The sequence below is a fragment of the Streptomyces morookaense genome (genome assembly GCF_013030945.1).
GTDB lineage: Bacteria > Actinomycetota > Actinomycetes > Streptomycetales > Streptomycetaceae > Streptomyces > Streptomyces morookaensis.
Genome location: NZ_JABBXF010000108.1, coordinates 1 through 19,054, shown reverse-complemented (window position 1 = coordinate 19,054; position 19,054 = coordinate 1). Strand labels below are relative to the sequence as shown.

The following is a 19,054-nucleotide window of genomic DNA, read 5'->3' as shown; positions in this document are numbered from 1 at the left end:
GCGCCGTCTCAATGGGGCCTCGGGGCCTGCCACGCAGCCGACATGCTCCGTTCACGGGGCGGCGATCATCCAGACGATCATCCAGAAGCAACCCGTCGGTCACTGCCCCCGTCCCCCAAATTCCGCTTATGATTCCTGCGTGTTCGACTCGCGGCACATCAAGACGTTCCATGCGGTGGTCACGACCGGGTCGTACTCCGCAGCCGCCCGCGCGCTCGGATACACGCAGCCCGCGATCACCCAGCAGATGAAGGCGCTCGAACGGGCCGTCGGCACGCCCCTGTTCACCCGGGCCGGGCGGCGGATGCGGCTGACCGAGGCCGGTGAGGCGATGGCGCGGCACGCCGAGACGATTCTGGACAGTCTCACGGCGGCGCAGCAGCAGATGAGTTCGCTGACGCGGCTGCGGGCCGGGCGGGTGCGGGTCTGTGCGTTTCCCAGTGCCGGCGCCACCATCGTGCCCGAGGCCCTCGCCCGGCTGGCCGCCGATCATCCGGGGGTGCGGGTCGAGCTGCTGGAGGGCGAGCCGCCCGAGTCGCTGCGCCGGCTGGTGCGCGGCGAGTGCGACATCACGCTCGCCTTCACCTATCCCGGCCTGCGTGAACAGGTTCCCGACGAGCTGGTCGAGATACCGCTCATGGAGGACCAGCTGACCGTGCTGCTGCCCGCCGGGCATCCCTTCGCCCGGCGCCGCGCGGTCAAGCTCGCCGAGCTGGCGGACGAGCGCTGGATAGCCGGGTGCCTGCGCTGCCGCGCCAACTTCCTGCACGAGTGCGCCGAGGAGGGCTTCGCGCCCGACATCGCCTTCACCACGGACGACATCCTCGTCGTGCAGTCGCTCGTCGCCGAGGGGCTCGGCGTGGCCATGATGCCGGGGCTCGTACTGTCCTTCCTGCGCCACGACAAGATCACCGGGCGGGCCCTGGACCCCGCGTCCCGCCGGCAGGTCTCCGCGTACGTGCTGCGCGAGCATCTCCGCATCCCGGCCACCATGCTGGTGCTGGACGAGCTCAAGGCGGTCGCCGCGCGGCGCGTGGGGTGCTGACCCCGGCTGCCGCGCTTCGAACAGCGTTCCCCGATCCATAAGCCGGCGTTCGGATACTCTCTACGAACTGTCGTTGGACTGATGGATCAAGCCCCCCGATTCTGCACGTATGACCACACCTACCGCACCCCCGACGACAGCCCGTCTCGACGAGCTCATCGGCGACGTCCGGGAGGCCGTAGGCCGCGGCCTGCCGCCCGACACGACGGCGTACCTCGTCGGTGAGCGGCTCGCGGCCCACCTCGGCGCCGGCGATCTGCTGACCGAGGAGCAGTGCGAGAGCGACCCCGAGCGGTACCGCCAGCACATCCTGCACGCCGAACCCGACGGCAGCTTCTCCGTCGTCGCGCTCGTCTGGCTGCCCGGGCAGCAGACCTGCATCCACGACCACGTCTCCTGGTGCGTCACCGGAGTCCACCAGGGCACCGAGAGCGAGCGCCGCTACCGCCTCGTCCCGGACGGTCCGACCGCCCGGCTCGTCGCGACCGAGGACGTGGTGAACGCCCAGGGCGACGTCTGCGGCTTCGCGCCGCCCGGTGACATCCACCGGGTGCGCAACGCCGGTTCGTCCACGGCCGTTTCCGTCCATGTCTACGGTGCCGACGTCTCGCGGCTCGGATCGAGTGTCCGGCGCGTGTACGACCTTCCGGCCCACGAGTTCTGACCACACACATGACACTGATCTCCTCGCGGGAGCGGGCACGCCCCTCCCGCAGCACCGGGCGCCCGTCCAACAAGCTGCCCGGCCTCGCCATGGCCGCCGCCGGGGTCGCCCTCTCGTGGGGCGTCCATCGGCTCGTGCCCGCCGTCCCGATGCTCACCGCCGCCGTCGTGCTCGGCATCGCCGCCGCGCACCTGCCCGGGGTACGGGCCCTGGTGCGCGGCGCCGGGCGGCCCGGGCTGACGCTGGCGGGCAAGCGGCTCATGCGCGCCGGAGTCGTCCTGCTCGGCCTCAAGCTCGGCCTGGACGACGTGCTCGGGCTGGGCTGGGCCACGGTGGTGATGGTGCTGGTCACCGTCGTGGCGACGTTCTTCGGGACGCTGTGGCTCGGGCGGCGGCTCGGGCTGCGCGGCGACCAGCCGCTGCTGATCGCCACCGGGTACTCGATCTGCGGGGCCTCCGCGATCGGAGCCGTCAGCGAGGTGTCCGGCAGCGACGAGGAGGACGTGGCGACGTCCGTCGCCCTGGTCACGCTGTGCGGCACGCTCGCCATCGCCGTGCTGCCGCTGCTGCACCACCCGCTCGGGCTGGACGACGCGCAGTTCGGGCGGTGGGTCGGGGCCGGGGTGCACGACGTCGGGCAGGTGGTCGCCACCGCGCAGACCGCCGGGCCGACGGCCCTCACCGAGGCCGTGCTGGTCAAGCTGATGCGGGTGGCGCTGCTGGCGCCGCTCGTCGCGGCGGTGGCCGTCGCGGTGCGCCGGAGGCGGGCGTACGACGCGGAGGCCGGCGCGGGGGCCGGCGCGGCGGAGGGCAAGCGGCCCGCGCTCGTACCGCTCTTCGTGCTCGGATTCCTCGCCATGGTCGTCGTCCGGACGACCGGCTGGGTGCCCGCGGCCGCCCTGGACGGTGCGCAGCACGCGCAGGAACTGCTGCTCGCCGCCGCCCTGTTCGGGCTCGGCAGCGCGGTGCACCTGCCCACGCTGGTGCGGACCGGCGGGCGGGTCGCGGCGCTGGGGCTGTGCTCGTGGGCGGTGATCGCCGGGGTGTCGTACGGCGGGGTGCTGCTCACCACGTGAGAGGGGGAGGGGCCCGGCCGGTGCCGGGCCCCTCTTCGCGTTCTACGAGCCGTACAGCTCGGTCATCTCCGTGATCGTGTCGTCGGCGCCGACGACCACGTCGTAGAAGTTCTGCCCGTAGCAGTACTCCTTGTGGTCCGCCTTCGTCTGGCCGCTGTCGTACTGCTGGTGGTCCGGGTCCGCGCACTCCTTGACGTGGCCGATGCCGGAGAGCTTCTCGTCGAACTCGGCCGTCGCCGAGCGGTCCTCGGGGCCGTTCTTGCCGATGATGACGACCTTGGAACCGGGCTTCCAGTGGTACGTCGTGAACCCGCCCTCGGGGTGGTACGTGGCCCCCTGGTGGCTCGACGGGTTGCAGGTCATCTTGGCGTTCTGGGCGACGACGTTGTTCATCGCGCCCTCGACGTTGCCGACCTTGATGACCTTGTGGCCCTTGGCGATCGTCGGGCAGTCGCCCTTGTCGCCCTTGTCGCCCTTGTTCTTGCCGTTGCCGTCCTGGGACGGAGCCGTGCTGGCCGCCGAGGATGTGTCGTCCTTCTTCCCGCTGTCGCCCGGCCCGCAGGCGGTCAGTGCGAGTGCGCTGGTGACGAGCAGCGCGGCGGCGAAAACGCGTCGAGTGGAAATCTCGGTCCCCCTGGTGGTGCCACCCGGCCTCGACGGCCGGGCCCTGTGCGTGAGTTGGCCGAAAGTGTACCGGCATGAACATGACGAGCTTGCGATCGCCGGTCGGCTTCCCTAGGACAGAAGACCGAGCGGAATTGGTTCCCGCGACAGGGGCGCAACAGCCCTTCGCTCCTTACGCTGAGAGGTATGACCGCTCCCGATTCCACCGAGTCCCCGGCCCTGTCCGACAACGGCATACCCTCAACCGCCGCACCGGAAGGCATACTCGGGCGCCGGCACCGGGCGCTCACCCTCGGCATCATCTCCGTCGTCTCCCTGATCGCCTTCGAGGCGAGCGCGGTCAACACCGCGATGCCGGTCGCCGCGCGGGCGCTCGACGGCATCGGGATGTACGCGTTCGCCTTCACCGCCTTCTTCACGGCGAGCCTTTTCGCCATGGCGCTGTCGGGGGAGTGGTGCGACCGCGCCGGACCGCTGGTCCCGCTCTTCACCGGCATCGGGGCCTTCGGCGCCGGACTGCTCGGGGCCGGTGCGGCACAGCAGATGTGGATGTTCGTGGCGGCGCGGGCCGTGCAGGGCGCCGGTTCCGGGCTGGTGATCGTCGCGCTGTACGTGGTCGTGGGGCGGGCCTATCCGGAACGGCTGCGCCCGTCGGTGATGGCCTCCTTCTCGGCGGCGTGGGTGGTCCCCGTCATCGTCGGCCCGGTGGTCGCGGGCACGGTCACCGAGCAGCTCGGGTGGCGCTGGGTGTTCCTCGCCATCCCCGTGCTGGTGGTGCCCCCGCTGGCGGTGATGCTGCCGGCGCTGCGGCGGGTCCCGGCCGGGGTGCGGACGGAAGGGATGGACCGGCGGCGGATCCTGCTCGCCCTCGCCGTGGCCGCGGGGGCCGGGCTGCTGCAGTACGCGGGCCAGGACCTGCGGCCCTGGTCCCTGCTGCCCGCGGCCGCCGGGCTGTTGCTGCTGGTGCCGTGCGTGCTGCGGCTGCTGCCGGCCGGGACGTTCCGGGCCGCGCGGGGCCTGCCCGCGGTGGTCCTGCTGCGGGGGATCGCGCAGGGCGCGTTCCTCGCCGCCGAGGGATTCGTTCCGCTGATGCTGGTGACGGAGCGGGGGATGTCGGCCACGATGGCCGGGATGTCGCTGACGGGCGGCGGGCTGACGTGGGCCCTGGGCTCGTACACGCAGAGCCGGCCCGCGGCCGAGCCGTACCGGGAACGGCTGATGAGCCTGGGCATGGCCCTGCTGGCGGCGGCCATCGCCGTGGTTCCGGCCGTGCTCGCCGGCGCGGTGCCGGTATGGGTGGTGGCCGCCGCGTGGGTCCTCGCCGGGTACGGGATGGGGCTGACGATGTCCAGCCTCGGGGTGCTGCTGCTGCGCCTCTCGGCGCCGGGGGAGGAGGGCACCAACTCGGCCTCGATGCAGGTGTCCGACGCGCTGGGCAGCATCGTGCTGGTCGGTGTGGCCGGCGTGCTGTTCGTCTCCTTCGGGGGCGGCTCGGTGTCGGTGGACGCGGCCGGGGGTGCCGCACCGGCATCCGCCTTCGTCGGCGTCTTCGCCCTGGCGGCCGCGTGTGCGGCGGTGGGTGCGTACGTGGCCGTGCGGCTGAGGCCGCGGGGCTGACATACGCGGCTCCGCCGCGTGGGCGCGACCACGGCGCCCCGTCAGGGGCGCTGGGGGCACTTCTGGGGGTCCCCCCCAGCGTCAGCTGGGGGAGGTAGCCGGGGGAGGAACTGCGCGACAAGCCCCCACCGGCTCGCAGACGATGCACGACCCGGGGTCCGGGGCGAAGCCCCGCGCAGTTCCCCGGCGCACGGGCGGTGGTCGTTCCCACTGCCCGTCCCGCATCACCACTCGATGTGGACCGCCCCATTGCAGCCGCGGTCGCCGCGGCCCCCCTTGTTGCCCGGGCCACCCTCGCCCCCGTCGCGCCCATGGCGGTCATACCCCTTGCGGCCGTCGCCGCCCTGGCCGCCCCAGCCGCCTCCTCCGGCCTGGCCGCCGGCTCCGCCGTGGCCGCCGCACCCGTAGGCCATCCCGTGCGCCGCGGTTCCGCCGCTGCCGGCCGCACCGCCCTTGCCGCCCCAGAACGCCTTGCCGCCCCAGCCGCCGTCCCGCCCGTTTCCGCCGAACTGGCCCTGGCCGCCGCCCGATCCGGAGCCGCCCGGGTTCCCGTACACGCCCTCCAGGGGCAGACCGGTGCAGACCAGGGAGTCGACCGCGTCGGGCGACGTACCGCCGCTGCCGCCGCCGGCGGTACCGGGTGCGGGCGCGCCGTCGCCCGGGTAGCCCTTGCCCGTGGTGCCGTTGACGCCGCCCTTGCCCGCGCGACCCCCCGGGCCCTGGGCGCCTCCGCCGCCGCCGTGGCCCGGCCGGGCCCGTACGAGCCAGTCGCCCTTGCCGGCCTTCAGGCCGGATGCGATTCCCGCGCCTCCGGCATTTCCGGCGGCGCCGGCCGTGCCGTTGGCGCCGTTGGTGCCGCCGCCGTAGATCGTCGCCCCTCCGCGGCCTTTCGCGCCCGCGCGTCCTGCAGAGCCGTTGCCGCCGGGCCGGCCACCGCGGCCGACGAAGACATAGAGCTTCCGGGGGAGATCGCCGAGATAACACTTGACGAATCCGCCGGCACCTCCGCCTCCGCCGCCCCCGCCGCCGCTTCCGCCGGCTCCTGCGCCGCCCCCGCCCCCGCCTGCCGTCGGACCGGCGTTGCCGCCGCCCCCACCGCCGCCGCCTCCTCCGCCTCCGGCACCGCCCCCACCGCCTCCGCCTCCGGCCCACATCGAGACGGTGATGGCCTGTACCCCCTTGGGCACGGTGAAGAAGTCGGCCCCAGCGTCGTCGAAGAGGGCGGGTGTGGTGAACCACTTGGACCCGTGCGGCTGTTCGGCGGCGCCCGCCGGGGCCTGCAGGCCGCCGGCCAGCAGCCCGCCGGCCGCCAGGGCGGCGCCCGCCAGCCACATCAGGCGCGACGGGCCCGCGGTGCGCCTGCTGCCGGTCCCGGCCGCTCGGGGGAACGGGCAACCGAAGCGCTTGTCACTGCTCATCGATGACTCCCTGGTGATCGTCGGACGGACACGACACCCGTGGGTGCCCCGACCGGTCGGGGCACCCACGGGCCGGACGGGGATGCCGTCCGTGTCAGAGGGCGCCGACGGTGCTCGACGCACCGCCCGCGGCACTCGCCACGGTCGACTTCGCGGTCTCGGTCGCGGACTGGACCGGGCCCGGCTGCGGGGCGGGGGCACCGGGTGCGGCGGACGAGCCGCCGGACGAGCCGCTGTTGTCCGAGGAACCCGGGCCGCCCGCGGAGCCGCCCTGCGGGTTGTACTGGTAGGTCCAGAATTCGGAGTGCCCCTTGGTGAGCGTCCCCGGGGCGGGGGAGACGACCACGGGGAAGTCCTGGCCGTGGTGGCCGTGGTGGTCGTCCGCCTGGGCGGCCGAGGCCTGGCCCAGGATCAGGCCGGACGCGGAGAAGGCCAGCAAGGCCACGGAAAGGCGTCGGCGAAGAAAGGACACGGATTTCCTCCACTGCTCAGGGGGGTTCGGAATACGAGCTGCATGTCCTATCGATGAGCCCGGCCCGCGTCAAATGCCTCCGTGGAGGAAATGGGAGGTATTTACCGGCCGTTGTTCGATCTCCGGAAAATCGTTTCGAATTCGCTGTGTCCCCGACGGGGCGACCCGCTCCGTGACCACGGATTCGCGCCGTGTGATGTGACGTCCGTCCCACACTCGGGTGGCCCGGGGCCGTAGCCCCGGGGCGTGAACACCCCCGCAGGTAGGCTGACGCGGTTGCCTGTCGCCGACCCAGCCGACGGAGACCGTGACTACCACCACGCCTCACCATCTCTCGCCCGCCTTCCCCGGCAGGGCCCCCTGGGGTACCGCCAACAAGCTGCGTGCCTGGCAGCAGGGCGCCATGGACAAGTACATCCAGACGCAGCCCCGGGACTTCCTCGCCGTCGCGACCCCGGGCGCCGGGAAGACCACCTTCGCCCTGACCCTCGCCTCCTGGCTGCTGCACCACCACGTCGTCCAGCAGGTGACCGTGGTCGCGCCCACGGAGCACCTGAAGAAGCAGTGGGCGGAGGCCGCCGCCCGCGTCGGCATCAAGCTCGACCCGGAGTACAGCACGGGCCCGCTGGGCCGCGAGTACCACGGCGTCGCCGTCACCTACGCCGGTGTCGGCGTGCGGCCGATGCTGCACCGCAACCGGTGCGAGCAGCGCAAGACCCTCGTCATCCTCGACGAGATCCACCACGCCGGCGACTCCCGTTCCTGGGGCGACGCCTGCCTGGAGGCCTTCGACCCGGCCACCCGCCGGCTCTGCCTGACCGGTACGCCCTTCCGGTCCGACACCAACCCCATCCCGTTCGTCACGTACGAGGAGGGCAACGACGGCATCCGCCGCTCCGCCGCCGACTACACGTACGGATACGGCAACGCGCTCTCCGACGGCGTCGTCCGGCCCGTCATCTTCCTCTCCTACAGCGGCAACATGCGCTGGCGCACCAAGGCGGGCGACGAGCTCTCCGCCCGCCTCGGCGAGCCGATGACCAAGGACGCCGTCTCGCAGGCGTGGCGCACCGCCCTGGACCCGCGCGGCGACTGGATGCCGAACGTGCTGCGCGCCGCCGACCAGCGGCTGACCGAGGTCCGCAAGGCCATTCCCGACGCGGGCGCCCTCGTCATCGCCTCCGACCAGGACTCGGCGCGCGCCTACGCCAAGCTGCTGCGCGAGATCACGGGCGAGGGCCCGACGGTCGTCCTCTCCGACGACTCCGGCGCCTCGCAGCGCATCGACGACTACGCGGCCGGCGACTCCCGCTGGATGGTCGCCGTCCGCATGGTGTCCGAGGGCGTCGACGTGCCCCGGCTCGCGGTCGGCGTCTACGCCACGACGATCTCCACACCGCTGTTCTTCGCCCAGGCCGTCGGCCGCTTCGTCCGCTCGCGGCGCCGCGGCGAGACCGCGTCCGTCTTCCTGCCGACCATCCCCATGCTGCTCTCCTTCGCCAACGAGATGGAGGTCGAGCGCGACCACGTCCTCGACAAGCCCAAGAAGGACGGCGAGGAGAAGGACCCGTACGCCGAGTCCGAGAAGGAGATGGACGAGGCGAACAAGCAGCAGGACGAGGACACCGGCGAGCAGGACATGCTGCCCTTCGAGGCGCTGGAGTCCGACGCCGTCTTCGACCGCGTCCTGTTCAACAGCGCCGAGTTCGGCATGCAGGCGCACCCGGGCAGCGAGGAGGAGATGGACTACCTCGGCATCCCCGGCCTCCTGGAGCCCGACCAGGTGCAGCTGCTGCTGCAGAAGCGGCAGGCGCGGCAGATCGCGCACAGCCGCAGGAAGCCGGACGAGCAGGCCGACCTCCTCGAAATCCCCGCCGAGCGGCGGCCGGTGGTCACGCACAAGGAACTGCTGGAGCTGCGCAAGCAGTTGAACACGCTCGTCGGTGCGTACGTCCACCAGAGCGGCAAGCCGCACGGCGTCATCCACACCGAGCTGCGCCGCGTGTGCGGCGGCCCGCCGAGCGCCGAGGCGACGGCCGGCCAGCTGACCGAGCGCATCAACAAGGTCCGGGAGTGGGCCACGCGCATGAAGTGACCTGTACGCGGGGCGCGTCCGTCGTGCGCGCCCCGCGCATCGGTGTCCGCATGCCGGGAACCCGGCTCCGATAGTCGTTATTCGCCTGCGGGCTGACCGGATTGTGGGCAGACTCTTCCGCAGAGCGGACCGGCGGCGCTACGGTCCGGTCACGCACGCCCCGTGGCAGCGCCGCCGCGGAGCGCAGCCGGTACTTCATGCGTCCAGCAACCGGCGGCCTCTCCTTGCGCGCTGCCGGACGGGACCGGTGGCGCAACCCCACCGCATCGACGGCCGCCACTCATCGGAGGAGGGGCGTCGTGACCGCGGAGACCTCGCAGACGCTCGACAGGGGACTGCGCGTCCTCAAACTGCTCGCCGACACCGACCACGGCCTGACCGTCACCGAGCTCTCCACCCGGCTCGGGGTCAACCGCACGGTCGTCTACCGCCTGCTCGCCACACTCGAGCAGCACGCCCTCGTCCGCCGCGACCTCGGCGGCCGGGCCCGGGTCGGGCTCGGGGTGCTGCGGCTCGGGCGGCAGGTGCACCCGCTGGTGCGGGAAGCGGCCCTGCCCGCGCTGCGGGCCCTCGCCGAGGACCTCGGGGCCACCGCCCATCTGACCCTCGTCGACGGGGCCGAGGCCCTCGCGGTCGCCGTCGTCGAACCGACCTGGACCGACTACCACGTGGCCTACCGGGCCGGCTTCCGCCACCCGCTCGACCGCGGGGCGGCCGGCCGGGCCATCCTCGCCGCCCGCCGCGGCGAGGCCGACTCCCCCGGCTACGCGCTCACCCACGGCGAGCTGGAGGCGGGCGCGAGCGGCGCGGCCGCACCGCTGCTCGGGGTGACCGGGCTGGAGGGCAGCGTCGGCGTGGTGATGCTCGCGGACTCGGTGCCCGAGCGGGTCGGGGCGCGGGTGATGGAAGCGGCGAAGGAGGTGGCCGACGCATTGCGGTGAGCGGGATTGCTAGATTCGCAGCATGTCTGCTCCGTCCCGCCGCCTCCGTACCCTCGCCGTCTGTGCCGCGCCCGTGGTCGCGCTGCTGGCGGTGGCCGCGTTCGTGCCGCTGCCGTTCGCGATCGCGCAGCCCGGCCTGACGGCGGACGTGCTCGGCTCCGACAAGAACAAGCCGGTGATCAGCATCAGCGGTGCGGAGGCCCGGCGGACGAGCGGGCAGCTGCGGATGACGACGATCGTGGCCACCGGGCCGCAGACGGAGGTCTCGCTCGGCGACGTGGTCGACGGCTGGTTCCGCACCGACCGCGCCGTCATGCCGCACGACGCCGTCTACCCCGCCGGGCAGTCCGACAAGCAGATCGAGCAGCACAACCTCGCGGAGATGGCGAAGTCGCAGGAAGCGGCCGTGGCCGCTGCGCTCGGCTATCTGCACCGGTCGCCGAAGGACGTGAAGGTCGAACTGCGCCTGGCGGACGTCGGCGGCCCGAGCGCGGGCCTGCTCTTCGCGCTGGGCGTGATCGACAAGCTGAACGGCAACGGCAGCGGGGGCGACCTCACCGGGGGCCGGACGATCGCCGGCACCGGGACGATCGAACCGGACGGCAGCGTGGGCGCTGTCGGGGGCGTCTCGCTGAAGACGCAGGCAGCGAAGCGGGACGGGGCGACCGTTTTCCTTGTCCCCAAGGGGGAGTGCACTGACGCGCAGGCGGAACTGCCCAAGGGGATGCAGTTGGTTCCGGTGACGGAGCTGAGTGATGCGGTGGCGTCGCTCAAGTCGCTTGCTGCGGGGCAGAAGGTGCCTAGCTGCTGAGTCGGCTGCGGGTGCGTTGTGGTTGCTCGCGCAGTTCCTCCCCCAGCTACCGCTGGGAGGTGCCCCCAGCGCCCCTTACGGGGCGCGATCACGATCATGAGGGGCGCTCAACCCTTCCGCACGAACCCCTCCCTCACCAGCCACCCCAACGCCACCTCACGCGGGTCCTTGCCCTCCACGTCCACCTCCGCGTTCAGTTCCCGCGCCACCTCGTTCGTCAGCCGGGCCGTGATCGGCTCCAGCACCTCCCGTATCGCCGGATGCTCCCGCAGGGCCTTCGCATTGATCTCCGGCGCCGCGTTGTAGTTCGGGAAGAAGTGCCGGTCGTCCTCCATGACGGCCAGCCGCATCGCCTTGATCCTGCCGTCCGTCGTGAACACCTCCCCGTACGTGCACGAACGGCCCCCGGACACCTGGGTGTAGATGATCCCGCTGTCCATCTTCTGGACGCGCGACGCCGGGACCGTCATCCCGTACGCCTTCGCCATGCCCGGCAACCCGTCGTTCCGCGCGGCGAATTCGCCGTCCACGCACAGCGTCACCGCCCCCGGGTCCGTCGCCGCGAGCGCGGCGACGTCCGACAACGTCCTTGTCCCGTAGCGCCGTTCGTTCTCCTGGTTCAGCGCCAGCGCATACGTGTTGTCGAGTGCCGCGGGCGGCAGCCACGCCAGGCCGTTCCGCGCGTCGGCCTCGGCGACCGCGCGCCACTGCTCGTGCGGGTCCTTGACCGGCTTGTCGTGGCCGAGGTACGTGATCCACGCGGTGCCCGTGTACTCGTACATCGCGTCCGCGCTGCCCGAACGCACCGCCTCGCGGGCGCCGATCGAGCCCTGGATGTTGGTGCGGTCCAGGACGCTCGCGCCGGCCGCGCGGAAGGCGAGGCCCATGATCTGGCCGAGGACGATGTTCTCGCTGAAGTTCTTCGACGTCACCGTCAGGTGCGCGCCCTTCAGCGGCAGGCCCTGCCCCACGGAGCCCGGCCTGACCTCGTCGACCAGCGGCGAGCCGCTGGTCAGCCCGCAGCCGCCGAGCAGCGCCGCCGGCAGGAACAGGGCCGCGGCGACCAGGGTCACCACCACCGCACGCCGTTTGGCGCGGGCCACCTCCGCGCTGTGCGCCGCCTCCAGCACCCCGGCCACCGGTCAGTCGCCCCCCTCCAGGCCACGCGGCCGCAGCAGCAGTTCGGCCAGCGAGGCCAGCCAGTCGACCAGCAGCGCCAGCGCGACCGTCAGCACCGAGCCCAGCACCAGCACCGGCATCCGGTGGTTGGTGATGCCGGAGGCGATCAGGTCGCCCAGGCCGCCGCCCCCGCCGAAGTAGGCGAGCGTCGCCGTGCCCACGTTGAGGACGAGCGCGGTGCGCACCCCGGCGAGGATCAGCGGTACGGCCAGCGGGAGTTCGACCCTGCCCAGCACGCCCACCGGGGACATCCCGATGCCCCGCGCGGCCTCCGTCAGCAGCGGGTCGATGGCCCGCAGGCCCGCGATGGTGTTCGCGAGGACGGGCAGCACCGCGTAGACGACGATGCCGATGAGCGCGGCCTTCGTCCCGATGCCCAGCCAGATGACCAGCAGCGCCAGCAGCCCGATCGCGGGGGTCGCCTGCCCGATGTTGGCGACGGCCATGGCCACGGGCGCGGCGCCGCGCAGCGGCCGGCGGGTGAGCAGGACGCCCAGCGGGATCGCGATGATCAGGACGAAGAAGGTGGAGACGACGGTGAGGTGGACGTGCTGCTCCAGCCGCAGCCACACGTTGCCGCCCCCGATGGCGTTGCGGGCGATGGAGTCCAGCCGCGCCCCGCGGAACCACAGCCAGGTGGCCAGCAGGATCAGCGCCACCACGGACGGCAGGACGGTGAACTTCTGCCAGGTGATCCGGCGCGCGGGGACGGGACGTTCGGACACGGCCTCCGCGGCCCGCGCAGCCTCCGTCTCGTCGCGGAAGGGGATCCCGCGCACCTCCAGCTCGTCCGGCGGCCGGCGGCCCTTCGGCGGCGGGGCGTCCGCCGGGCTCACGTGCCGCCCTCCTGCTCCTGCCGGGTCCGCCCCGCGCGCTGCTCCTCCAGCGTGTGCTGGTGCTCGGCGGCCTCCAGCCGGTCGGCCTCCAGCAGTTCGTGGACGGAGTTCATGAGGGTCTGCATGTCGACGACGCCCTCGTACCGTCCGCGCCGGCCCGTCACCGCCACCCGCCCGGCGTTGTCGGTGAGCACCGCCTCCAGCGCGTCGCGCAGCGTCGCGTCGCGCGTGACCGTGTCGTGCACGAGCGTGCCCGCGCGGGCCAGCGAGCCCTTGGCGCGCATCAGGTCGCCGCGGCGCAGCCACTTGTAGGGGCGGTGGTGCCGGTCCAGCAGGAGCAGTTCGTTGGCGGTGCCGGAGCGCAGGGCGTCGAAGATGGACTGCAGGGGGTCGTCGACGCAGGCGGTGGGGAAGTCCACGACGCCCACGTCCCGGACCCGGGTGAGGTTGAGGCGCTTGAGGGCGGCGCCCGCGCCGACGAAGCCGGAGACGAAGTCGTCGGCGGGGTTGGTGAGGATGGCCTCGGGGGTGTCGAACTGGGCTATCTGCGACCGCTCGCGGAGCACGGCGATGCGGTCGCCGAGCTTGATGGCCTCGTCGAAGTCGTGCGTGACGAAGACGATCGTCTTGTGCAACTCGTGCTGGAGCCGGATCAGTTCGTCCTGGAGGTGGTCGCGGGTGATCGGGTCGACGGCGCCGAAGGGCTCGTCCATCAGCAGCACGGGCGGGTCGGCGGCCAGCGCCCGGGCCACGCCCACCCGCTGCTGCTGGCCGCCGGAGAGCTGCCGGGGGTAGCGGTGGTGGAACTCGCCGGGGTCCAGGCCCACCAGGTCGAGCATCTCCTCCACCCGGTTCCTGATCCGGGACTTGGGCCAGCCGACCATGCGCGGCACGAGGGCGATGTTCTGCGCGACGGTCATGTGCGGGAAGAGCCCGGAGGACTGGATGGCGTAGCCGACCTTGCGCCGCAGCTTCACCGGGTCGATGCCGGTGACGTCCTCGTCGTCGATGCGGATCCGGCCGGAGGTGGGCTCGATCAGCCGGTTGATCATCTTCAGGGTGGTGGACTTCCCGCAGCCCGAGGGGCCCACGAAGATGACGATCTCCCCGGCCCTGATCTCCATGCTGACGTTCTCGACGGCGGGCACGGCGCTGCCCGAGTAGCGCTTGGTGAGGTTCTCCAGCCGGATCGTGGCCCCCGTGGCGGCACGGGCCGGGGCGGGCGGGGCGGGCGGCTCAGGCACGGATCCCCCTCGGTATGGTCAGCCGGCCTATGAGGACGTACGCGGCGTCGAAGCCCAGGGCCAGCACGATGATCCCCAGCGTTCCGGCGAGCACCTGGTTGAGCGCGTTGACGCTGCCCAGCGAGGAGATGCCGCGGAAGATCTCGTTGCCCAGGCCCGGTCCCGAGGCATAGGCGGCGATCGCGGCGATGCCCATCAGCATCTGGGTGGAGACCCGGATCCCGGTGAGGATCGGCGGCCAGGCCAGCGGCAGTTCCACCCGGAACAGCCGGGCCGCGCGCGACATCCCGATCCCCTTCGCCGCGTCCACCAGCGCCGGGTCCACCCCGCGCAGGCCCACGATCGCGTTGCGGACGATCGGCAGCAGCCCGTAGAGCACCAGCGCCGTGACCGTGGGCGCCACCCCCAGGCCCGTCACGGGGACCAGCAGGCCGATCAGGGCGAGGGAGGGGATGGTGAGGAGCGTCGCACCGGCGGTGACGGCGAGGTTGCCCGCCCACTCGCTGCGGTACGTCGCCACGCCGATCGCGACTCCGGCGAGCGTGGCGACGACCATGCACTGGAACACCGCGCTGGCGTGCTGGAAGGTGTCCGCCAAGAGCTGGGCGTGGCGGCTGCCGACGTACTCCCAGAAGCTCACCCGCCACTCCTACCCGTGGTGGGACCGTGATCAGTCCTCGATCGGTCTCGATCAGTCCTCGGAAGCCTGCTTCACCAGCGGGATGATCCTCAGCGGAACCGGATTCTCCATGACGATCGCCGTGGAAGCCCGCACGATCCCATCAAAACCCACAACCCGGTCGATCACCCGCTGGAGGTCGGCATTCGAGCGGGCCACCAGACGGCACAGCATGTCCCCGTGACCGGTCGTGGTGTGCAGCTCCAGCACCTCGGGGACGCCCGCCAGGTGCTCCCGGACGTCCGCGCCCTGGCCCTGCTTGATCTCCAGCGTGGCGAACGCGGTCACCGGATACCCCAGCGCCGCCGGATCCACCTCCGGCCCGAAGCCCCGGATCACCCCCTGCGACTGGAGCCGGTCCAGCCGCGCCTGCACCGTCCCGCGCGCCACGCCCAGCCGCCGCGAGGCCTCCAGCACCCCTATCCGCGGCTCCTCGGCGAGCAGCTCGATCAGCCGGCCGTCCAAACGATCGATCACCGTTCTCCCCCTCTCCTGTGCAGCCTGTACAGAACGTCCGATGCCTCTCGGACACCGGTGGGCAACCTGCCCAGAGAATTCGCAAACTATTGCGCATTGTGTGGTTCGGAGGGACCCTGCGGCCATGACTCAGACCACGGATCACACCCTGCACACCGCACGGCAGGCCGACCCCTTCCCGGTCAAGGGGATGGACGCGGTGGTCTTCGCCGTCGGCAACGCCAAGCAGGCCGCGCACTACTACTCCGTCGCGTTCGGCATGAAGCTGGTCGCCTACTCCGGACCGGAGAACGGCAGCCGGGAGACGGCGAGTTACGTCCTGGAGTCCGGCAGCGCCCGGTTCGTCTTCACCACCGTCATCAAGGCGGCGAGCGAGCGCGGGCGCTTCCTCGCCGCCCACGTCGCCGAGCACGGCGACGGCGTCGTGGACCTCGCCATCGAGGTGCCGGACGCGCGGGCCGCGTACGCCTACGCCCTGGAGCACGGGGCGACGGGCCTGCAGGAGCCGCAGGAGATCAAGGACGAGCACGGCACGGTCGTCCTCGCCTCCATCGCCACCTACGGCAAGACCCGGCACACCCTGGTCGAGCGCGCCGACTACTCCGGCCCGTACCTGCCCGGCTTCGTCGCCGCCGAGCCCATCGTCGAGCCCGGCCCGCGCCGCTTCCAGGCGATCGACCACTGCGTCGGCAACGTCGAGCTCGGCAAGATGGACGAGTGGGTCTCCTTCTACAACAACGTCATGGGCTTCACCAACATGAAGGAGTTCGTGGGCGACGACATCGCCACCGAGTACTCCGCGCTCATGTCGAAGGTCGTCGCGGACGGCACCCGCAAGGTGAAGTTCCCGCTCAACGAGCCGGCGATCGCCAAGAAGAAGTCGCAGATCGACGAGTACCTGGAGTTCTACAACGGCCCCGGCGTGCAGCACATCGCCCTGGCCACCAACGACATCGTCGCCACCGTGCGCGCCATGCGCGCGGCCGGGGTGCAGTTCCTCGACACCCCCGACGCGTACTACGACACGCTCGGCGAGTGGGCCGGCGAGACCCGGGTGCCCGTCGAGACGCTGCGCGAGCTGAAGATCCTCGTCGACCGCGACGAGGACGGCTACCTGCTGCAGATCTTCACCAAGCCGGTGCAGGACCGTCCGACGGTGTTCTTCGAGATGATCGAGCGGCACGGGTCGATGGGATTCGGCAAGGGGAACTTCAAGGCGCTCTTCGAGGCGATCGAGCGGGAGCAGGAGAAGCGGGGCAACCTCTGACGGTTCCCTCGCGATCTTCCCCCTGCGACGTCGCGGTGGCAGGGTGAGGCCCATGGGTGATCTCATCGGTCGACTGCGCGACGGGCTCCCCGAGGACGCCGTCCTCACCGACCCCGACGTCATGCGTTCCTACGCCACCGACATGGCGAGCTTCTGTGCGGCCGGGGCGCCCGGTGCCGTGGTGCTGCCGCGCACCGTGGAGCAGGTGCAGCACGTGATGCGCACCGCGACGGCACTGCGCGTCCCGGTCGTGCCGCAGGGGGCCCGGACGGGCCTGTCGGGCGCGGCCAACGCGCTGGACGGGTGCATCGTCCTGTCGCTGGTGAAGATGGACCGGATCGTCGAGATCGACCCGGTCGACCGCGTCGCCGTCGTGGAGCCCGGCGTGGTCAACGCCGACCTGTCGCGCGCGGTCGCCGAACAGGGCCTCTACTACCCGCCGGACCCGTCGAGTTGGGAGCAGTGCACCATCGGCGGCAACATCGGTACCGCGTCCGGCGGGCTGTGCTGCGTCAAGTACGGCGTCACCGCCGAGTACGTCCTGGGCCTGGACGTCGTGCTCGCGGACGGCCGGCTGCTGAAGACCGGCCGCAGGACGGCCAAGGGCGTTGCGGGCTACGACCTGACGCGCCTGTTCGTCGGCTCCGAGGGCAGCCTCGGCGTGATCGTACGGGCCGTCCTGGCGCTCAGGCCGGAACCGCCGCAACAGCTGGCGCTGGCGGCGGAGTTCCCGTCCGTCGCGGCGGCGTGCGAGGCGGTATGCCGCATCATGCGGCGCGGGCACGCGCCCTCGCTGCTGGAGCTGATGGACGGCACCACGGTGCGGGCGGTCAACTCCATGGCCCGGATGGGCCTTCCGGAGAGCACGGAGGCGCTGCTGCTCGCCGCCTTCGACACCCCCGACCCCGGCCCCGACCTGGCCGCCGTGGCGGAACTGTGCCGCGAGGCCGGGGCGACGGAGGTCGTCCCCGCCGAGGACGCGGCCGAGTCCGACCTGCTGCTGCAGGCGCGCCGTATGTCGCTGCCCGCGCTGGAGACGCTCCGCCCGGCCACGATGATCGACGACGTGTGCGTCCCGCGGTCCCGCCTGGCGGAGATGCTGGACGGCACGGCGGCCGTCGCGGAGCGCCACGGCCTGACCATCGGCGTGTGCGCCCACGCGGGCGACGGCAACACCCACCCGGTGGTCTGCTTCGACCCCGCCGACCCGGACGAGGCGCGCCGCGCACGGGAGTCGTTCGACGAAATCATGGCGCTGGGACTGAAGTTGGGCGGCACGATCACGGGCGAGCACGGCGTGGGCCTGCTGAAGAAGGAATGGCTGGCGAAGGAACTGGGGCCGGTGGCCCTGGAGATGCAGCGGGGGATCAAGCAGGTCTTCGACCCGCTGGGGTTGCTGAACCCGGGGAAGGTGCTGGACGCCTGACCGGCCGGGGGCATCATCGCCCCCGGCTCCCGGCAACAGACCCGTCACCCGGACTCGGCGGCCAACAACACCCGCAGCCCTTCCTCCAGCCCCAGCAACTCGGCCTCCGCCCCCGGCGGAACAACCCGCATGGTCCGCTCCAGCCACCCCGTGACAACGTTCGCCTGCGCGAGCAACACCGCTTCGCCCTCCGGCGACGTCAACCCCAGGCAGACCATCGTGCGCCCCCCGACCCGCGCGGGCCACACCCGCACGTCCCCTTCGCCGGCCGGGCGGAAGACCCCGTCCACCAGCAGGTCCCGCGCGAACGTCCATGTCACCGGAGCGAGTGAGGTGACGTGGAAGGTGATGCGCACGGCGTACGGATCGTCCGCGCAGTACATCAGCCGGGCCGGTACGGGAATGCTGTGGTCCGGCGACAGCACCAGGTCGATGTCCAGCTCGCGTTCCACCACGGTGTGCATGAGTGCGCCCTCTCTGCTCGGCTTCCCTCGACGCGTGGCCCTTCGGCGTGGGCCCGCACCGGGGAGAGCGCACCGGCCCCACGTCATGACGCGACTTTTCACCCTGACTTCTCACCATGACGTCGCAGCATGGATCCCGGCGTCCTCCAGTCGCACGTGTGAGTGGTCCCGCCCCCGGGACGGCCACAGGGGTGGGGACTTCTGGTAGACCTGTTGGCTGCGCTGCGGGTTGCCTTTTGCGCATTGAGTTCACAGTACGGACCGAACAGATACGGGACACCGGAGACCATGAGCGCACCTCCCTCGGGATCCGCCGACAGTCACCCCGTCCGGGGGTACTACCCCGACCCCTCCATTCCCGGATATATCCGTTACTGGAGCGGCACCGCCTGGGTGCCCGGCACCAGCCGGCCCGCGCCCGCCGAGGGGGAGCCGATGCCGGCGGCGCCCGCCGGGGTGGCCGGGATGGCCGCGGCACAGGCACCCGCGCTCGCCGCACCCGTCCCGCCCTCGCCGCGGCAGGCGACGGCGGAGGAGACGGGTCCGGTGTTCCTGGACGAGGAGCCGGCTGAGGGCGCCGGAGGCGCCGTCTGGCGCGCGGACTCGGCCCGGCAGGAAGGCTTCGGCGGCGAGGCGGACCGCCGCGTCTCCTGGGGCGGCGCGCCCGGCGCGGCCCCCGAGGTGCCCCGCGCCCGCGACCCCCGGGTGCCCGCGGAACC

The 19,054-nt window shown here is 72.2% G+C and carries 20 protein-coding genes; 11 read left to right on the top strand and 9 right to left on the bottom strand.

What is annotated here, in order from left to right:
• Positions 1 to 139: 139 nt before the first annotated feature.
• From HG542_RS31585 to HG542_RS31575, 3 genes are all read left to right on the top strand, one after another.
• Positions 140 to 1,045, top strand: a complete 906-nt coding sequence (locus HG542_RS31585; RefSeq protein ID WP_171087555.1) for a LysR family transcriptional regulator — start codon at positions 140 to 142, stop codon at positions 1,043 to 1,045.
• 109 nt (positions 1,046 to 1,154) lie between these two features.
• Positions 1,155 to 1,709 carry a cysteine dioxygenase family protein gene (locus HG542_RS31580; protein WP_171087553.1) on the top strand — a complete coding sequence of 185 codons (555 nt, stop codon included), beginning with the start codon at positions 1,155 to 1,157 and terminating at the stop codon, positions 1,707 to 1,709.
• 8 nt (positions 1,710 to 1,717) lie between these two features.
• A complete protein-coding gene (locus HG542_RS31575; RefSeq protein WP_171087551.1) occupies positions 1,718 to 2,785 on the top strand; it encodes a YeiH family protein in 1,068 nt (355 codons plus the stop codon).
• Between the two features lie 42 nt (positions 2,786 to 2,827).
• Here the strand turns inward: HG542_RS31575 and HG542_RS31570 are convergent, their stop codons facing one another.
• Positions 2,828 to 3,178, bottom strand: a complete 351-nt coding sequence (locus tag HG542_RS31570; protein ID WP_171087549.1) for a hypothetical protein — start codon at positions 3,176 to 3,178, stop codon at positions 2,828 to 2,830.
• 40 nt (positions 3,179 to 3,218) lie between these two features.
• On the opposite strand from HG542_RS31570, the gene HG542_RS31565 reads away from it, so the two are divergent.
• Both HG542_RS31565 and HG542_RS31560 read left to right on the top strand, forming a co-directional pair.
• Entirely contained in the window at positions 3,219 to 3,524 is a 306-nt protein-coding gene (locus HG542_RS31565) for a hypothetical protein (RefSeq protein WP_171087547.1), read from the top strand.
• 71 nt (positions 3,525 to 3,595) lie between these two features.
• Complete coding sequence (locus tag HG542_RS31560; RefSeq protein ID WP_171087545.1) at positions 3,596 to 5,026, top strand: MFS transporter; 1,431 nt, start codon at positions 3,596 to 3,598, stop codon at positions 5,024 to 5,026.
• A 224-nt stretch (positions 5,027 to 5,250) separates the two neighbouring features.
• Here HG542_RS31560 and HG542_RS31555 read toward each other — a convergent pair whose 3' ends face one another.
• A complete protein-coding gene (locus HG542_RS31555) occupies positions 5,251 to 6,444 on the bottom strand; it encodes a hypothetical protein (RefSeq protein ID WP_171087543.1) in 1,194 nt (397 codons plus the stop codon).
• Positions 6,445 to 6,538: 94 nt separating this feature from the next.
• Complete coding sequence (locus HG542_RS31550; RefSeq protein WP_227723825.1) at positions 6,539 to 6,916, bottom strand: hypothetical protein; 378 nt, start codon at positions 6,914 to 6,916, stop codon at positions 6,539 to 6,541.
• Positions 6,917 to 7,223: 307 nt separating this feature from the next.
• Here HG542_RS31550 and HG542_RS31545 point away from each other — a divergent pair, with 307 nt between their 5' ends.
• The 3 genes from HG542_RS31545 (at position 7,224) to HG542_RS31535 (ending at position 10,763) form a co-directional block, all read left to right on the top strand.
• Positions 7,224 to 9,011, top strand: coding sequence for a DEAD/DEAH box helicase (locus HG542_RS31545; protein WP_171087541.1), 1,788 nt, complete (start codon positions 7,224 to 7,226; stop codon positions 9,009 to 9,011).
• A gap of 299 nt (positions 9,012 to 9,310) precedes the next feature.
• Complete coding sequence (locus HG542_RS31540) at positions 9,311 to 9,952, top strand: IclR family transcriptional regulator (RefSeq protein ID WP_171087538.1); 642 nt, start codon at positions 9,311 to 9,313, stop codon at positions 9,950 to 9,952.
• Positions 9,953 to 9,974: 22 nt separating this feature from the next.
• Complete coding sequence (locus HG542_RS31535) at positions 9,975 to 10,763, top strand: YlbL family protein (RefSeq protein WP_171087536.1); 789 nt, start codon at positions 9,975 to 9,977, stop codon at positions 10,761 to 10,763.
• A gap of 107 nt (positions 10,764 to 10,870) precedes the next feature.
• On the opposite strand, the gene HG542_RS31530 is transcribed toward HG542_RS31535, so the two are convergent.
• The 5 genes from HG542_RS31530 to HG542_RS31510 all read right to left on the bottom strand — a co-directional run bounded on the left by HG542_RS31530 (position 10,871) and on the right by HG542_RS31510 (position 15,178).
• Entirely contained in the window at positions 10,871 to 11,836 is a 966-nt protein-coding gene (locus tag HG542_RS31530; protein ID WP_171087584.1) for a glycine betaine ABC transporter substrate-binding protein, read from the bottom strand.
• A gap of 69 nt (positions 11,837 to 11,905) precedes the next feature.
• On the bottom strand, positions 11,906 to 12,778 hold the full coding sequence (locus HG542_RS31525; protein ID WP_171087535.1) for an ABC transporter permease: 873 nt from the start codon (positions 12,776 to 12,778) through the stop codon (positions 11,906 to 11,908).
• Positions 12,775 to 14,022: an ABC transporter ATP-binding protein gene (locus tag HG542_RS31520; protein ID WP_171087533.1), complete on the bottom strand. Its 1,248-nt coding sequence runs from the start codon at positions 14,020 to 14,022 to the stop codon at positions 12,775 to 12,777. The genes HG542_RS31525 and HG542_RS31520 overlap by 4 nt, the downstream gene beginning before the upstream one ends.
• The gene (locus HG542_RS31515) at positions 14,015 to 14,662 is read right to left on the bottom strand and encodes an ABC transporter permease (protein WP_171087531.1); all 648 of its coding nucleotides are present in this window, start codon (positions 14,660 to 14,662) and stop codon (positions 14,015 to 14,017) included. Before HG542_RS31515 ends, HG542_RS31520 begins: the two co-directional genes overlap by 8 nt.
• A 51-nt stretch (positions 14,663 to 14,713) precedes the next feature.
• Positions 14,714 to 15,178, bottom strand: coding sequence for an Lrp/AsnC family transcriptional regulator (locus tag HG542_RS31510; protein ID WP_171087529.1), 465 nt, complete (start codon positions 15,176 to 15,178; stop codon positions 14,714 to 14,716).
• 124 nt (positions 15,179 to 15,302) lie between these two features.
• On the opposite strand from HG542_RS31510, the gene hppD reads away from it, so the two are divergent.
• Together hppD and HG542_RS31500 are read left to right on the top strand one after the other, a co-directional pair.
• Positions 15,303 to 16,445, top strand: a complete 1,143-nt coding sequence (gene hppD / locus HG542_RS31505; RefSeq protein ID WP_171087527.1) for a 4-hydroxyphenylpyruvate dioxygenase — start codon at positions 15,303 to 15,305, stop codon at positions 16,443 to 16,445.
• A gap of 52 nt (positions 16,446 to 16,497) precedes the next feature.
• Positions 16,498 to 17,871: an FAD-binding oxidoreductase gene (locus tag HG542_RS31500; RefSeq protein WP_171087524.1), complete on the top strand. Its 1,374-nt coding sequence runs from the start codon at positions 16,498 to 16,500 to the stop codon at positions 17,869 to 17,871.
• A 44-nt stretch (positions 17,872 to 17,915) separates the two neighbouring features.
• Here the strand turns inward: HG542_RS31500 and HG542_RS31495 are convergent, their stop codons facing one another.
• Positions 17,916 to 18,335, bottom strand: a complete 420-nt coding sequence (locus HG542_RS31495) for an SsgA family sporulation/cell division regulator (protein WP_171087522.1) — start codon at positions 18,333 to 18,335, stop codon at positions 17,916 to 17,918.
• Between the two features lie 288 nt (positions 18,336 to 18,623).
• Here HG542_RS31495 and HG542_RS31490 point away from each other — a divergent pair.
• The coding region (locus HG542_RS31490; protein WP_171087520.1) for a DUF2510 domain-containing protein at positions 18,624 to 19,054 on the top strand (431 nt) is incomplete at its 3' end.